At 53.0% G+C, this 14,321-nt stretch carries 19 protein-coding genes; 16 read left to right on the top strand and 3 right to left on the bottom strand.

From position 1 onward, the window contains the following. The first annotated feature begins 76 nt into the window (after window positions 1-76). The 12 genes from AC0N03_RS08610 (at window position 77) to AC0N03_RS08555 (ending at window position 6,841) form a co-directional block, all read left to right on the top strand. Entirely contained in the window at window positions 77-1,306 is a 1,230-nt protein-coding gene (locus AC0N03_RS08610) for a phage major capsid protein (RefSeq protein WP_474288277.1), read from the top strand. Between the two features lie 84 nt (window positions 1,307-1,390). Continuing rightward, window positions 1,391-1,825 (top strand): hypothetical protein, encoded by a 435-nt coding sequence (locus AC0N03_RS08605; protein WP_474288276.1) that lies wholly within the window; start codon window positions 1,391-1,393, stop codon window positions 1,823-1,825. Then, the gene (locus AC0N03_RS08600) at window positions 1,825-2,631 is read left to right on the top strand and encodes a hypothetical protein (protein ID WP_474288275.1); all 807 of its coding nucleotides are present in this window, start codon (window positions 1,825-1,827) and stop codon (window positions 2,629-2,631) included. Before AC0N03_RS08605 ends, AC0N03_RS08600 begins: the two co-directional genes overlap by 1 nt. Window positions 2,632-2,642: 11 nt before the next feature. Continuing rightward, entirely contained in the window at window positions 2,643-3,041 is a 399-nt protein-coding gene (locus AC0N03_RS08595; RefSeq protein ID WP_474288274.1) for a hypothetical protein, read from the top strand. Between the two features lie 40 nt (window positions 3,042-3,081). Further along, complete coding sequence (locus tag AC0N03_RS08590; protein WP_474288273.1) at window positions 3,082-3,354, top strand: spike base protein, RCAP_Rcc01079 family; 273 nt, start codon at window positions 3,082-3,084, stop codon at window positions 3,352-3,354. Next, window positions 3,354-4,022, top strand: a complete 669-nt coding sequence (locus AC0N03_RS08585) for a phage head-tail connector protein (protein ID WP_474288272.1) — start codon at window positions 3,354-3,356, stop codon at window positions 4,020-4,022. Before AC0N03_RS08590 ends, AC0N03_RS08585 begins: the two co-directional genes overlap by 1 nt. Next, the gene (locus AC0N03_RS08580; RefSeq protein ID WP_474288271.1) at window positions 4,019-4,408 is read left to right on the top strand and encodes a hypothetical protein; all 390 of its coding nucleotides are present in this window, start codon (window positions 4,019-4,021) and stop codon (window positions 4,406-4,408) included. The genes AC0N03_RS08585 and AC0N03_RS08580 overlap by 4 nt, the downstream gene beginning before the upstream one ends. Continuing rightward, window positions 4,408-4,896 (top strand): HK97 gp10 family phage protein, encoded by a 489-nt coding sequence (locus tag AC0N03_RS08575; protein ID WP_474288270.1) that lies wholly within the window; start codon window positions 4,408-4,410, stop codon window positions 4,894-4,896. The genes AC0N03_RS08580 and AC0N03_RS08575 overlap by 1 nt, the downstream gene beginning before the upstream one ends. Window positions 4,897-5,087: 191 nt before the next feature. Beyond that, window positions 5,088-5,330 carry a hypothetical protein gene (locus AC0N03_RS08570; RefSeq protein WP_474288269.1) on the top strand — a complete coding sequence of 81 codons (243 nt, stop codon included), beginning with the start codon at window positions 5,088-5,090 and terminating at the stop codon, window positions 5,328-5,330. Between the two features lie 168 nt (window positions 5,331-5,498). Beyond that, complete coding sequence (locus tag AC0N03_RS08565) at window positions 5,499-6,254, top strand: hypothetical protein (RefSeq protein WP_474288268.1); 756 nt, start codon at window positions 5,499-5,501, stop codon at window positions 6,252-6,254. Between the two features lie 48 nt (window positions 6,255-6,302). After that, the gene (locus AC0N03_RS08560) at window positions 6,303-6,593 is read left to right on the top strand and encodes a hypothetical protein (protein ID WP_474288267.1); all 291 of its coding nucleotides are present in this window, start codon (window positions 6,303-6,305) and stop codon (window positions 6,591-6,593) included. Between the two features lie 65 nt (window positions 6,594-6,658). Continuing rightward, window positions 6,659-6,841 (top strand): hypothetical protein, encoded by a 183-nt coding sequence (locus tag AC0N03_RS08555; protein ID WP_474288266.1) that lies wholly within the window; start codon window positions 6,659-6,661, stop codon window positions 6,839-6,841. A gap of 4 nt (window positions 6,842-6,845) precedes the next feature. Here the strand turns inward: AC0N03_RS08555 and AC0N03_RS08550 are convergent, their stop codons facing one another. The 3 genes from AC0N03_RS08550 to AC0N03_RS08540 are packed head-to-tail and all read right to left on the bottom strand — an operon-like array spanning window position 6,846 to window position 7,735. Beyond that, window positions 6,846-7,094, bottom strand: coding sequence for a hypothetical protein (locus tag AC0N03_RS08550; protein ID WP_474288265.1), 249 nt, complete (start codon window positions 7,092-7,094; stop codon window positions 6,846-6,848). A gap of 12 nt (window positions 7,095-7,106) precedes the next feature. Then, a complete protein-coding gene (locus AC0N03_RS08545) occupies window positions 7,107-7,424 on the bottom strand; it encodes a HigA family addiction module antitoxin (protein WP_474288264.1) in 318 nt (105 codons plus the stop codon). 32 nt (window positions 7,425-7,456) lie between these two features. Further along, complete coding sequence (locus tag AC0N03_RS08540) at window positions 7,457-7,735, bottom strand: type II toxin-antitoxin system RelE/ParE family toxin (protein WP_474288263.1); 279 nt, start codon at window positions 7,733-7,735, stop codon at window positions 7,457-7,459. 83 nt (window positions 7,736-7,818) lie between these two features. Here AC0N03_RS08540 and AC0N03_RS08535 point away from each other — a divergent pair, with 83 nt between their 5' ends. The 4 genes from AC0N03_RS08535 to AC0N03_RS08520 are packed head-to-tail and all read left to right on the top strand — an operon-like array spanning window position 7,819 to window position 14,307. Next, window positions 7,819-11,046, top strand: coding sequence for a lysozyme (locus tag AC0N03_RS08535; RefSeq protein ID WP_474288262.1), 3,228 nt, complete (start codon window positions 7,819-7,821; stop codon window positions 11,044-11,046). A gap of 8 nt (window positions 11,047-11,054) precedes the next feature. After that, entirely contained in the window at window positions 11,055-12,839 is a 1,785-nt protein-coding gene (locus AC0N03_RS08530; protein WP_474288261.1) for a DUF2460 domain-containing protein, read from the top strand. Continuing rightward, window positions 12,836-13,444, top strand: a complete 609-nt coding sequence (locus AC0N03_RS08525; protein WP_474288260.1) for a DUF2460 domain-containing protein — start codon at window positions 12,836-12,838, stop codon at window positions 13,442-13,444. The genes AC0N03_RS08530 and AC0N03_RS08525 overlap by 4 nt, the downstream gene beginning before the upstream one ends. Continuing rightward, window positions 13,441-14,307, top strand: a complete 867-nt coding sequence (locus tag AC0N03_RS08520; RefSeq protein WP_474288259.1) for a DUF2163 domain-containing protein — start codon at window positions 13,441-13,443, stop codon at window positions 14,305-14,307. The genes AC0N03_RS08525 and AC0N03_RS08520 overlap by 4 nt, the downstream gene beginning before the upstream one ends. Window positions 14,308-14,321: the final 14 nt, after the last annotated feature.

The following is a 14,321-nucleotide window of genomic DNA, read 5'->3' as shown; positions in this document are numbered from 1 at the left end:
CGGATTGCCCTTTCGGAGCCTTGGGCAAGCTGACCGTGACGCCGTGGTGGCGCACATCCCCCGATGGAGCCTAGATATGACCTCGAAGGAACTGCGCCAGAAGCGCGCCAAACTTGTTGAAGATGCACGTGCCTTTTACAATTCAATCGTTGAAAAAGGGACGCCGACGGCTGAGGACGACGCGCGGTTCGACGCGATGATGGCCGAAGCTGACAGTCTTAAGAGCCAGATCGACAAGCTCGAACGCGCTGACACTGCTTATGCGGCGCAGATGGAAGAGCTGCGCGGCCGCGCCAACCGTAACGGCACTGATGTTGAGCAGGAAAAGGAACTTAAGGATCTGGAAGCCCGGGTCTTTAACAAATACGTCCGCGGCGGTGTTGCGGCGCTGAAGGGCGAAGAGCATGAAGTCTACGCGCGCAACTTTCAGAACGCGCTTGGTACGACCCCGGACACGTCCGGCGGTTATGTTGTTCCGCAGGGCTTTTACCAGCAGCTGATTGATGCTCAATTGGCTTATGGTGGCATGATCGAAGCCGCATTTGTCTTTGACACGACGACGGGCAATGCGCTGCCGATCCCGACGGACAATGACACGACGAACAAGGGCGCTATTCTTGGTGAAAACACCCAGGTTGCCAGCCAGGATCTGTCGTTTGGCGCCGTTACCATGAATGCCTACACCTATACCTCGAAGCTCGTTCTGGTTTCAAACCAGCTGCTTCAGGACTCGGCATTCAATCTGGACGGCTTCCTTGCCAACAAGCTCGGCACGCGTCTCGGTCGTATTACAAACGATCATTTCACGACCGGCACTGGCGCCAGCCAGCCGACGGGCGTGGTTACGGCATCAACGCTTGGCCAGACCGGCGCCGCCGGCGAGACCAATTCTATCATCTTCGACGATCTGATCGAGCTCGAGCATTCGGTCGATCCGTCCTATCGGCTGGGTGCCAAGTTCATGATGGCCGATTCGACCTTGAAGGTGATCAAGAAGTTGAAAGACGGCATCGGCCGGCCGCTTTGGCAGGCGGGTTTGGCTGTGAAGGAACCCGACACCATCAATGGTTATTCCTATGTGATTAACCAGAGCATGCCGGCTATGGCCGCAAATGCAAAATCGGTCTTGTTCGGAGATTTCCGCAATTATTACATCCGCCGCGTTGCTGGTGTGCAGCTCCTCCGGCTCACGGAGCGTTATGCCGATTACAACCAGGTTGGCTTTCTTGCCTTCCAACGTTGGGACGGCCAGCTGATCGATGCGGGAACGCATCCGATCAAGTATTTCGCCAACTCCGCTACCTAATGTTGAGCGCCGGTCTTAACTGACCGGCGCATCACGATGGCCCTTGGCCTTATCAACGCGACCCCGCTCCTTCGGAGAACTCCCATGCAACAATATGACCTTCATAACAACATGAAAGTTGTGCGCTCGATCTCGCCCATCGCGGTCGGCACCACAGGCACCGGCCAGACCGGCAAGATCGTCGATCGTTCCGGCTATGCCGGCGTCGAATTCCTGATGTCGTTTGGCTCTGTCACTGCAACCAATGCCGCCTTTACGGTTTCTGTACTGGAAGGCGATGCCACAGGCGCCATGACCGCTGTAGCGGCCAGCAGCCTGCTTGGTTCAACGGCAAACGCGACCGTTGGGCAAGCCGCCGCCAGAACCTCTGGCGTCTCGAAAAACGTGACGAAGCGGCTGGGCTATATCGGCCTCAAGCGCTATGTCCAAGTCAATATCAAGTCGACGGTTACGGCAGGCACGCCCGTCGGCGCAGATGTGCTGCTGATGAATCCGTCCAATGCGCCGGTCGCCACGTAGTGGTTGACCTTGCAAACCCGGCATCTGATCGGATGCCGGTCATCCCTTCCCTTCCCGTTCCGGACCATGTCGCAATTATTGGTCTTGGGCCGTCGGCCGAGGCCTATCTCGACATGGTCAAGCGTATGGGCGGCCGGCGAAAGTTTGCCGACGAAATTTGGGCCATCAACGCCCTTGGCGACATTCTGCAATGCGACCGCATTTTTCATATGGACGATGTGCGCATTCAACAGATCCGTGCGGCCGCTGCGCCAGAGAGCAACATTGCGGCTATGCTGGACTGGATGAGGATCCACCCTGGTCCAATTTACACCAGTCGCGCACACCCAGATTATCCCGGGCTGGTTGAATTTCCGCTGGAAGATGTAATCAATTCTTGCGGGATTGCCTATTTCAACAATACGGCCGCTTATGCAGTTGCCTACGCCGTACATATCGGCGTCAAGCAAATCACCATGTTTGGCTGCGATTACACGTATCCGAACGCGCATCACGCCGAAATGGGGCGAGCCTGTACCGAATTTCACCTCGGAATTGCTAAAGCACGAGGAATTCGCATTGGTCTACCCGATCAAACGTCACTCATGGACGCCATGTGCGCTGCTCAAGACCGGCTGTATGGCTACGATACGGTTGAGTTGACGCTTGAGGGCGGCGGTGACGAACCCGTTCGTGTCAGCGCGGTGCCGCGTGAACAACTTCCGACAGCTGCAGAAATCGAATGGAGATACGATCATTCGCGGCCGGCCAATCCGATGCTGAGGGAGACGGGTGCAACCTCTCCGAACCAGACCTCTTCTTCCTGAAAGGATAAATCATGTCGATAAAAGCTTCAGACGCGACAATTGCGAACAAAGTGCAGTTCGATAGTCAAGGAGACGGTTTGATCGTCAAATCCGGAGGGCAGATTAATCTCGAAACGGGTGCGGAGCTTTACATGCTCGGGAATGGCGTGGTGATTGCCCGCGGTCAGTTCGTGACCGTCTCAGCCGCCGACACGGTCGTTACCGGACTGAATAGTGTCGTGACTGTCGTTGCCTCGATGGATTCAGATCCGACGACGGACCCAGAAATTGCTACTGCATCCATTGGCGACCAGGTCAGCGCGCCTGCCGCCGGCTCGATCCTGATCAAGACTTGGAAAACCCTTGGCGGGACGCCTGCCCCGGCGACCACTTTTGGCAAAAAAGTCAACTGGATCGCCATCGGAACCTAATTCCCGATCTTAACAGTGATTTCGGCTTCGGGAGTTATTCATGACAGCAGCAACAGACCCGCATAAAAATCTTGCATCGACACCGGTTGGGCCGGGCAATGATGCTGTTGCGGTTGTGCCGTCGGACACGGTTGACCTAGTAACCGTTGCCCGATCGATTTATGTTGGAGGCGCAGGCAACGTCACGCTGGTTACGTCGGCAGGCAATACGGTGCTGTTCACGGCAGTTCCTGCAGGCACCTTGATTCCGGTTCGTACCGCACGTGTCAAGGCGAGCGGAACAACCGCGACCAATCTGGTGGCAATCATCTGATGCGTCGGCCATCCGTCATCACCAACGTTGTTACGCCTGCGACGAGCTATGATCTGGTCGATTTGGCAACGTTGAAGACGATGCTCAATGTCACCGATACGCGCAATGACTCATATTTCAAATTGCTGATCACTCAAGTTTCGACCGCAGTTTCAAATTATTGCAACCGCGTTTTCGCTGCGGAAACGGTAACTGACAGTTTTTTTCCGCAGTGGGACGGCTATCGGCTTGTATTGCGCAATTCGACACCGCCGCAACCGCTGCAATTGACACGCTGGCCGATCGTTTCTGTGACTTCGGTTATCGAAATGATCAACAATGCGGAGACGCAGCTTGCGGTCGACGTTGATTACAAGCTCGATGCTTTTCGTGGCCAGCTGCAGCGCCTGGACAACACCGGCAACCTGATCGAATGGCAGCCCAACCGCGTTATCGTGACGTATGTTGGCGGCTTCACGACAATTCCGGCAGACATTGTCAATGCCGTGGTCTCGTGGATTCGCGGCATGTATTTTGCGCGGAACCGTGATCCCATGATACGCTCGCAAAACGCAGCCGGCATCATGGAAACCACCTATTGGTTCGGCAGCGGGCCCGGCAACACTGACGGATTGCCTCCTGAGATTGCCAGGCTGATTGATGCCTATAGTGTGCCGTTAATCGGATGATCGATGCCGCCGCACAATCCTTTACAAAATCGTCGATCGACCTGATCGGCGTGAGTGTGACGTTCTCGCGGGCAAGCGGCTTCGCTCCCAACGTCGTAACTGTTACGGCGGATGTCAATGCAATCATCCGCGAAGTGACTCCGGATACTATGGAGGCTGCGCTTACCGGTTTTGGCGCGCGCAAGCCCGGAGCGATCCAGCAAAACCAGCGAATGGTTGTCGTCATGGCGTGCGACCTGGCTGATGCAGGCTTTCCCATGCCAATTCGTCGAAACGACCAGATCATTGTCCAGATGACCGGCGCTGTTCTCAATGTCGAGCGCGTCGATCATTACAAGCGTGCCTATGCCGGTGCGATTGAACTTTTTACCTCGGACGTTTCCTGATGAGTCTTGAATTCAAGGTCGATGATTCGAGGTTGACAGCGAGACTGACCGCGCTCGGACCCAATGTACGAGAAGCGCTCGATCAGGCAGTGCGGCCGCTGGTCAACGATATTCTAAATGATGCGCGGACGCGGGCCGAGGCCCATATCAGGTATCTTGGCCTGAATCCCGGGGATTATCTGCGTTCCATTAAAGGCGGTGTTTCCAACAAGGAGACTCGTATATCGGGTTACGTACGTTCCGGTCATCCTCTGGCGCACCTTCTCGAATATGGCTTTACATTCAAGGAGCAGGACATCTACGCCAAGACTGTCGCCTCCGTAATGGCCTTTGATGGAGACGCTGGCCATATTTTAACCAGGCATGTCCACCATCCCGAAGTACCTGTTCCAGCCTATCCGGCAATTCATCCCGCCTTCGATGATTACAAAGGTCAGATCAAAACAAAGCTGACCGCAGCGGTACAAAACGCGGCAGAATCGACATGAGTACAACCCGCGAACAGGTCATGTCGGCACTTTTGGCAGTTTTGTCGGGAACGGGTGATTTTGTTACAATTTCGCGCCGAAATCGCGCGCCCGACGATATTGGACCAGCTGACTCCCCTGCTCTGTTTTTGGTGGAAAATTCAGAACATTATACACGTCCAAGTCCGGCGCAGCCTCCAGTGCGGGCGCTTATGGTCAAAGCCATTTTTTACAACGACATCGGTTCTGATCTGAATATCATTCCGGCCACGGCGATCAATAACGCGCTGGATCAGCTTGACCTCGCCATTCAGCCTGACAGTCCGGCCACAGGCCGTTTCACATTGGGTGGTTTGGTCTATTCTGTGATGATTGACGGCGAAATCGAAAAGGCTCCGGGCGACGTTACCGGCAAGAGCCTCGCTGTCGTGCCAATTCGCGTTGTGATTCCGTAAAATTCGCTTTGCGCGCTGCACGCGCCGCCAAAATTCTTCGTCGGATCGGGCATACGGCGAGGTTTTAAAACACGCTGCAAGGCGTCAAGTCTTCAATCCAGTCCCGACTTCACGTCCTGAAGCCAGCGTCAAAACGACGTCGGTCATCCTTCAAATGGAGCATTGCACATGTCTACCCCTCTCGCCGCCTTTGGCCCTGGAATTGTAATCATCACGCGCACCGATACCCCGACGCCGCTGGCGGTCAATGTCGGATTTGCGCAGGAATTCACGCTCGATGTCTCCGCAACAACCAAGGATTTATACGGACAGAACCAGTTTCCGTTGGTATCTGCCCGCGGAACCGCCAAGGTAACTGGCAAGATCAAAGCTGCAACCCTGTCCGGTATCGCCTGGAATTCGGCCTTCTTCGGCGCCTCGTTCAGCGAAGGTGGCGATAAGTGGTACATTCAGGAAGCCCACACGGTCGCGACCACAACGCAGATCGTGACGAATGCCACAGGCGGCATTGTCGACCTGGGGGTTAATTACGCCGCGAGCGGCCTGCCGCTTCAGCGTGTTGCAGCAGGATCGGAGGCGACCGGCAAATATTCCGTCAATCAGTCGACCGGCACATATACGTTCGCAGTAGGTGATGAAGTCGCGCTGCTCTTTACTTACACGAACGCGCAGAGCGTATCGGGACAGCAGCTGAATGTTTCCAACCAGTTGCTGGGTACGACGCCAACGTTTCAGCTCGACTATTATACCAATCTCAATCAGCCGACGTCGAAACCGTTTTCGGTTCGCGCATTTTCGTGCATCGGCAACAAGATCGCGCTCGCGTCGAAGCTCGAGGATTTTATCATGCCGGAACTGGACTTTGCCGTCTTTGCCAATAATGCGGGTCAGGTCTTCAATTTCAACTTCCCTGAAGTGTCGTAATTGAACACGCCTGAAAGCGTTTAATGGGTCGATTTAAAAAGGTGCTGAATGACCAAAATAATTCTCAGAGGTGAAAGTTACGAGCTGACAAAGCCGACAATTGGCCAATTGAAGCGGATCGCTGAAATTGCCGAACAGCCGGCTTCGCCATTGACCAGCGCAATCATCGATCGCGCGGTCAAGATCGTCTCGATTGGATTGTCCAAGGATTATCCCGATGACAAATTTGACGAAAATTCGATTTTGGAAATCGAAGAGCTGACTGTCGCAATGAGCCAAATTTTGAGGCATTGCGGTTTTGTTATGGGGGAAGCGAAGGCGGGAGCGGCGCCCGCCTGAACTTCGCCAGGGTTTACGGCGAGCTGGCAACGTATGCGGGATACACGTTCCCGCAAATCGATGCGATGACCCTCGATGATTATGAGGATCTTTGCACCTATTGGTCCGATCATCCGCCGATCCAGATGATGGTTCAAGCCTATCTTGGCATTAAGCCACAGGAAAAGCCGGTCTACATGACCCCGGAAGCTGCAATGGAAATGATGCAGCGCACGGGAGGAAAGATAGAAGGCGTATCGCGAATGTAAAAAATTATTGCTTACGGCGGATCAAATTACCGCCGTTGCCAAAATCATCGCACGGTTCGTATTCAAAATCAGGATAATTCGCCCTATTATGAAAATATCGCGCCAGACAATTCATCATTCGCTCGTGTGAGATTTGACGGCGCAAATGTTCTTGTTCGCGTTCTTTCTGCCATTGAATTATAAAACATATGATTGTTGCTAAAATCGCGATCGCACCAAAATCTAGCAGAATCTTCCAAGTTGTTTCGTTCATATGGTTGATCCCTTAGGCGGCTTTCGGTGGTGGAATTTTCGCCAACTCTTCGGCAAGTTTTCGCTCGGCGTGCCAAAGATCAAAAGCCATCTGCATGTTTAGCCATAGATTCGGACCATTGCCGCAGAACTTGCCAAGACGGAGAGCCATTTCCGGGGTAATCGCACTCGATCCTTCAAGAATGTTGTTCAAAGCCTGGCGAGATATTCCAAGGGTCCTTGCAGCAGGGGCAACTTTCATTGCCATTGCAGGAAGTACGGTATTTTTCAAGATAATGCCAGGATGTGTGGGCGCGCGATCTCTCGAGCGGATAACAGGAGTGTCGTTCATTTGGATTTCCATTTGGATCTTGAATTTGAGTTTCAGTGGTATTGTTCAAAATCAACGTGATATGCGTCGCCATTTTCAAATTCGAATGTGATGCACCATGGTCCATTCACATGAATTGAATACCTTTTAGGTATGTAACCATTTAGCCCGTGATAATCATATCCGGGAATCTGCATATCCTCCGCCTTCGTCGCGGCATTGAGCGCATCAAGACGCTCATTAATACGCGCGTGAAGCCGTGAATCTATTTTGGAAGATTTATTCGTCTCCCAAAATTTACGCAGATCCTTGCTTATGAACGATTTAATCATGATGAAGTGTAAACCATCGCGTTACACTGTCAAGCAACGCTTTACATTTTATGACACATTGACACCAACTCATTGGAGTTCCTATGACCGGTGCAGCAGACGTTTATGTAGCCTTTGGCGGTGATACAGCAGCACTGGAAGCCGCCCTGGCGCGCGCACAAGCTGCTGTCCGCGGCATCACGGCGGACATGCGCAAGATGTCAAATGAGATGCAAAAGACCGGAGCGTCGGCTGATTCCGAACTTGGCCAAAAATTATTAACGCTGGGAGCTAAGCTTAACGAAGCCAAGGCCTCGGTCGGCGCCCTTAAGCAAGAGATTTCAGGAAGCGCGGGTTCGATAAATGTTCTGGGAGAATCGGTTGCTGCGACAGGTGAGCAGTTTAACCGCCATGGCACTGGAATTGCGTTCTATGCGCGTGAATTGCGTGCTCTTGGTGATGAATTAAGCTCGGGCCGCTATCGTCAGGCGAGTGGCACGTTTCTAAATCTGTTTACGACATTTGCCATGGGCAACCCGCAGATCGCCGCCGCTTCGGCTGGCTTTTTGGCGCTGGCAGGTGCCGCCGCCTATTTTATTGTTCAGGCTGAGCACGCCAGGCAGGTGATCGATCAGTTTACGGCGTCGATGAATTTTTCTTCCGGAGCAAAACTGTCGCAAGGAGACATTGAAGCCCTGGGAAGCAAGATCCACAATCTGTCGGATATTTCGTCGGCCGAAGCCGTTAAGATAGCCGCAGCCTGGGGTGGCATGCGCTATGCCTCAAAAGCCGTTCTTGACGCAATGGCTGCGGATCTCGCGGATTTTGCCAAAGGCACCGGCGACAGCGCTGCCGATGCTGCTGCAAAATTGCAGCAGATCCTCGGTGATCCGATTATGGATACCGACAAGCTGGCAACTGCCTTGCACGGTTTGACTGATGCGCAAAGGGCGTATTACGAAGAGCAATCTAAAAGTCTTGATCCGTCCAAGGCACAGGCGGCAATTCTCGAAATTATTGCCGAAAAGACCAAAATTACGCGTGAAGAGACCGTCAAAAAAACCGAGGCTCTGCTTGATGAAGCCAAGGCGCAGTTGGAGGCCAATCGCGCTCTTGCTGCCTCCGGAGTCGGAATTGATCGCAGCGTCGAATTGACGGGCGTCGTTGAGCTTTATGAAAAGCAGCTCGAAACGCTGAAAAGCATTAATGCCGAGATTGAAAAGCAACCCGGCCTGGTAAGTGTGACGTCATCGACCGTGGACGATCTCCATCAGCGATGGGACGGAGTCTTCAAAACTTTGGCACCTGGCGATGGTCAAATAAAAAAATTAAACGACCAAATTATTACGTTGCAGGAAGGTCTTCAGAAGTCTACTGGCGATGCAGCCGCTCTAATCCGGCAGTTTGAAGGATTTAGAAGCCATGCTTTTCCCGACAGCGATGGCAAATGGCGCACTGGTTATGGATCTGATACGACGACCAGCGCTGACGGCTCGGTGCATGCGGTAACTGAAGACACTGTCACCACGCGCGAAGATGCTGAACGTGACCTGGCGCGTCGCATTGTTGAATTTCAAACGATCGCCGCAAGCGCCATCGGAGCTGAATGGGCAAAACTGCCGGATAAGGTTAAGGCTTCAATCACCTCAGTTACATACAATTACGGACATGTGCCGCACAGCGTAAAAGACGCTGCTCAAACGGGAGATGACAAGCAGATCGCCGATGCCATTCGTGCATTGAGCGCCAATCCTGTGCGGCGCGCCGCTGAAGCGAGTAACATTACTACAACCGGCCCGGCAATTACAGATCCCGAAAAAGTCCAGGAAGGCACCGCGGCGATTGATGAGCAAAAGGACAAGATTCTCGCTCTTAATCAAGCCAAAGCGGGCGGAACGGAAATTGACAAGGCCGGCATGGCCAACCTCGAGGCGGATCTTGCTGGCAAGAACGACGAAATCGCCAAGCAGGAACGGCTGATCGAGGGCACGCAAAAGCAACTTGATTTGACTTCGTCAGAAGCTGAACGTGGAAAACTCGAAAAGCAATTGATGGAAGAACAGATTGCTCTGCAGCAAAAGAAAAATGCGGCAAAGGAAGCTGAATTGCAACTTGGGGTTGGGCGCTCACAGGGAAAAGGGGACGCCGCGGCTGAACATGAAGCGGCCGTTGCCTTGGCAAATTTTAAAATGTCTTTGTATGCCGAAGACACTGCTGAATATAAACGCGCGCTAGGGGAAAAAGAAGCAGCCGATCGAACCTACGCGGAAACGGTCAAACAAACCACCATGCGGGCTTCCGAGGACCAGCTTCGCATGATTCAATCGGAAACCCAGCAGAAGATCGCTGGATACAACAGCGATTACCGCCAGAAGAAAATTTCGGAAGAGCAAAAGCTGCAACTGACGCAAACTGCCTTGTATCAGGAATTGGCTGCCGAAGAGGCGGTGCTGCAAAAAGAATTGCAGATCGACAATCTGCGGCCGCAGGAGCGCCAGAGAATCCTTGATCAGCTGAAACAAATGGAACAGCAATATGCTGCCCAGATCGAAAAATATCAGGAAGAAGCTGCTCAAAAAACCCAGCAGGCCTGGCAAAATGCTGCCGACACAATTGCGGGTGCGATCAATGGCCAAGTCGATGGCCTGATTTCCGGAACCATTACCATGAAGCAGGCCTTCGGCAATATGGCCAAGCAGATCATTGAAGATGCAATCAGGTATTGCGTCAAATGGGCCGCCGAACATGCCGCAACAATTGCCATGAACATGGCTCATACGGCGGCGCTGACGTCGGCCCAGATCGCGGGTAATTCAGCAGTTGCCGCATCCGCCGCTACAGCCGATGCAGCTGGTGTGGCCAGCCACGCGGCCGTCGGCGCTGCCGACATGACAATCGATGCGGCAAAGACTTTTGGCGGTATCTTTGGCTTTCTGGCGCCCGTCATTGGTCCTGCTGCAGCGGGTCCAGCTGCAGCTGGCCAAGCTACAGTTCTTGCCGCGGCATCCGCATTTGACACGGGCGCCTGGTCTATTCCGCATGACATGATGGCTGGCATCCACCAGGGCGAAATGATCATTCCTGCGAGGGGCGGGATTGCCAACGAATTTCGATCGTTCATGTCCGCAGGCGGATTTGCGGGACAAGCCAGCCGTCCTGGCAATAGCAATACCAACAGCCTTTCTGTGCATCCCACGACAAATGTTCATATTCAGGCGCTTGATGCCGCCGGAGTTTATTCGGCGCTGCGCGGCAATTCGCGTGAACTGATGAAAGCCATCAGCGAGGGCGTCAGGCAAGGATCTCATCTCGGTCTGCGTGGATTGGGATAGCCTGAATCATGACCGATTTGATATTCCCGGCTTTGGCTGGCCAAGGTTGGTCCGTTCATAAAAAGCCGAGGTTTTCGACTTTAACAGCCGCAAAGGTATCTGGGCGGTCTATTCGCGCTGCTCGATATCGATATCCGTTATGGGATTTTGAACTGACATTTGATGGATTGACGTCAGATTCGACAAAATTTGCCGGCCTGGGCGCAAAAAGCATGCAGGCAATTGCCGGCTTTTTCATGCAATGCCAGGGACAAAGCAACACGTTTCTCTATTCGGATCCAACTGATAATTCGGTGACTGGGCAATTCATTGGCACCGGCGACGGCGTTGCAACGACGTTCAATATGGTGCGAACCTTGGGCGGCTTTTCGGAGCCGGTCGGATCCGTAACAGCGGTTTCGAACATATATCTGAACGGCGTTGCCCAACCGTCTGGTTGGAGCGTAACAAACGCAAACCCATGCACAATCGCGTTCACCTCGGCGCCAGCGTCGGGCGCGATGATTACAGCCGACTTTTCCTATGCGTTTTTGTGCCGGTTTTCGGACGATATCGAAGATTTCGAAGAATTCATGTCGATGCTCTGGAATTTCAAGACGTGTCGATTTCAGAGCGTGAGGTTGCCAATGTCAAACGACGCTTTTCCGCCTGATATTACTCCGCCGGCCTGGCATCCGTCCGGAGCCGAGATTGTTGATATATCATCGGTCTATTCGGGATATGATTCGAACACGCATCAAAGCGTCGTTGTTGGCGGCCATTGGTATTTTGCCGGATTGAATGCAAGTTCGGGTATAGGCTTTAATCGAATTTCAACAACGAATTTCGACGCGGCCCACCTTGAAAATATCGATATCACCTCGATAACTTCGGCCATTCCACGTACCATAACGACTGACGGGACATACGTCTATTCGATCGGATCGCGCGAAGGATCGATCTTGTCGCCGGCATGGCATGCCATGAAATTCGACCCAGCCAATTTTGATCTCGCGCACACTGTTGCAACCGCATTATCTCTAACCGCGGCCGACAGCATCGAGTTGTTCAACAATAAATATGGCGCGCAGAATGGATCGGCTATCTATGTCGGCCAAGATTATCCCTATGATGGCGTTCATGCCACCAACAACGATATTTATCAGTTCGATACATCGACCTTTGCCCATAGCCTTCGCAGCCTGACTTCTGCGACGGCTCTTGGAAATCAATTGGCGCCCGGCGATGCTTTATACGATCCTGTCAACAACCAGGTCATATTCGTTCACGACGGATTGGCCGGTCCGTCCCGTGTATACGGTTTTCTGCTGGTTTTTTCGGGCGGCATCTCCGGCGCTCTGACGCTGGTTGATCTCAATACCCTCATACCGAATTTCTACGATGCGGCCGTCGGCCATGCGTGGATTGACGCAACTTACTTGTATCTGCCTCACTATACGGTTCTGGCTTCGCCCGACGACGGTCCGCAGGTGGCCAGAATTCGTTTGTCGGATTTCAGCTTGCAAGGCGTTTTTGATGCCAGCCCCTGTTATGCTGGAGGATTTGACGCTTCGCCGGATAGTCTTTCGGACGGCTGGTCGGTTGGAGGGTACACCTATCTGATTTCGTCGGGCATCGGATCCTCGCGGATAATTCGCATTCATCCAGATTTTACAACTTTCGACGTCAATATCATAACGAGCACGATCGACAGCCGTCTCGACAGAATTGACGGTTGGACGTTTGATGCCGTCACCAATAAATTCTATGCCGTTGCAAATGGCGGTAGCGTTGCTGTGAGATTTTCCGTTTGACCGTCTCATTTCCTGTTTTGCCCGGGCAAGGCTGGTCTGTCCATAAGCGGCCGAAGTTCAACACAATCGTCCAGGACAACCCGAATGGCGCGGATGTGCGCGTTGCGCTCTGGTCCTCTCCACTTTGGGAATTCGAATTGACGTTTGATGGTTTGAATTCGGAATCCTCCGGCTATCCCGGTCTTGGTGCAAATTCCTTGCAAACCTTGATGGGATTCTATTTGCAAATGGGCGGACAGCTCAACACGTTTCTCTATACCGATCCTGGCGATAGTGTTGCGAGCGGACAAGGTCTTGGCGCCGGCGACGGCTTCAAAACCGATTTTGTTTTTGTGCGGCCGTTTGGCAATTTCGTTGAGCCTGTCAGTCAAGTCGTTTCTGTTGCCAATGTTTACCTCGGTGGCGTAAATCAACCGACGGGCTGGTCGTTGATCGCGCCAAACATTTTGCGTTTTGCCAGCGCACCCGCCAGCGGATCGATCGTAACCGCAACGTTTTCCTATGCTTTTTTGTGCCGGTTTGTGGACGATACCGAGGATTTCGAGCAGTTCATGTCGAATCTCTGGGCTTTGAAATCGTTAAAATTCCAGAGTGTAAAACAATGAAAGCAGCCTCAACTCAATTGCAGGCCTTTCTTGTCGCAGCGCGTGCCGGAGACGTCGTCTTTTCGATTGCCGATTGCTACACGTTTACGACCGCCACGGGCATTGTACTGCATTTCACAAATTATGATGTCAATATCAGCTGGAATGGAAATCTGTTTTTAGCGACCGGACCTCTGGTTCAAGGTCTCAAATATAAATGCGCGGCCGGCCTCGAAGTCGACAAGCAGCAAATTACCATTGCAGCCCGCAGCAGTGACCAGATTAACGGCGCGGCGATGCTCAACGCAATTCGTGACGGCGCATTTGATGGCGCGACAGTGCAGCGGGACCGTGTTTTTATGAGCGCCTCGCTTACGGGCGGCATTGATGGCGTCACGCTGTTTAAAGGACGTGTTTCGACGGTTGATCAAGTCGGCCGCTCGATGGCTAAAATCACCATCGCGTCGGATCTTGTGATGCTCGACATGGATATGCCGAGAAATCTCTACTCGCCAACTTGCCTGCATACGCTTTACGATTCCGGCTGCGCGCTGAACAGGGATGAATTCGCAACGACCAGCTCCGTTGGCGCAGGTTCAACTGCATTGACGATTCTGTGGTCCGGCGCCCTTGCTGATCATGCGCAGGGAGCAATTCTGTTTAACAATGGGGCCAATGCAGGCGTTCGGGCAACGGTGGCGTCTGTTTCGGTTGGCGTATCGCTTCAGTTGACTTACGCGCTGCCAAATCTCCCGGCAACCGGAGAAAGCTTTACCGTTTTCAAGGGCTGCGATCACACTTTGGCAACCTGCACAAACCGCTTTGCCAACCAGGCCAATTTCCGGGCATTTCCCTACGTGCCGCCGCCGCAAACTGCGTTTTAAAATCGCTTTTCATT

It is taken from the genome of Methylocystis sp. sgz306128, assembly GCF_056032725.1.
Note: the sequence above shows the minus strand (reverse complement) of the source record. Positions and strands in the feature narration are given on the sequence as shown.

Bases quoted from the DNA above. Each gene is read 5' to 3' on its own strand.
- AC0N03_RS08610 (WP_474288277.1), top strand. From the start codon at position 77: ATGACCTCGAAGGAACTGCGCCAGAAGCGCGCCAAACTTGTTGAAGAT.
- AC0N03_RS08605 (WP_474288276.1), top strand. From the start codon at position 1,391: ATGCAACAATATGACCTTCATAACAACATGAAAGTTGTGCGCTCGATC.
- AC0N03_RS08595 (WP_474288274.1), top strand. From the start codon at position 2,643: ATGTCGATAAAAGCTTCAGACGCGACAATTGCGAACAAAGTGCAGTTC.
- AC0N03_RS08590 (WP_474288273.1), top strand. From the start codon at position 3,082: ATGACAGCAGCAACAGACCCGCATAAAAATCTTGCATCGACACCGGTT.
- AC0N03_RS08585 (WP_474288272.1), top strand. From the start codon at position 3,354: ATGCGTCGGCCATCCGTCATCACCAACGTTGTTACGCCTGCGACGAGC.
- AC0N03_RS08580 (WP_474288271.1), top strand. From the start codon at position 4,019: ATGATCGATGCCGCCGCACAATCCTTTACAAAATCGTCGATCGACCTG.
- AC0N03_RS08575 (WP_474288270.1), top strand. From the start codon at position 4,408: ATGAGTCTTGAATTCAAGGTCGATGATTCGAGGTTGACAGCGAGACTG.
- AC0N03_RS08570 (WP_474288269.1), top strand. From the start codon at position 5,088: ATGGTCAAAGCCATTTTTTACAACGACATCGGTTCTGATCTGAATATC.
- AC0N03_RS08565 (WP_474288268.1), top strand. From the start codon at position 5,499: ATGTCTACCCCTCTCGCCGCCTTTGGCCCTGGAATTGTAATCATCACG.
- AC0N03_RS08560 (WP_474288267.1), top strand. From the start codon at position 6,303: ATGACCAAAATAATTCTCAGAGGTGAAAGTTACGAGCTGACAAAGCCG.
- AC0N03_RS08555 (WP_474288266.1), top strand. From the start codon at position 6,659: ATGACCCTCGATGATTATGAGGATCTTTGCACCTATTGGTCCGATCAT.
- AC0N03_RS08550 (WP_474288265.1), bottom strand. From the start codon at position 7,094: ATGAACGAAACAACTTGGAAGATTCTGCTAGATTTTGGTGCGATCGCG.
- AC0N03_RS08545 (WP_474288264.1), bottom strand. From the start codon at position 7,424: ATGAACGACACTCCTGTTATCCGCTCGAGAGATCGCGCGCCCACACAT.
- AC0N03_RS08540 (WP_474288263.1), bottom strand. From the start codon at position 7,735: ATGATTAAATCGTTCATAAGCAAGGATCTGCGTAAATTTTGGGAGACG.
- AC0N03_RS08535 (WP_474288262.1), top strand. From the start codon at position 7,819: ATGACCGGTGCAGCAGACGTTTATGTAGCCTTTGGCGGTGATACAGCA.
- AC0N03_RS08530 (WP_474288261.1), top strand. From the start codon at position 11,055: ATGACCGATTTGATATTCCCGGCTTTGGCTGGCCAAGGTTGGTCCGTT.
- AC0N03_RS08520 (WP_474288259.1), top strand. From the start codon at position 13,441: ATGAAAGCAGCCTCAACTCAATTGCAGGCCTTTCTTGTCGCAGCGCGT.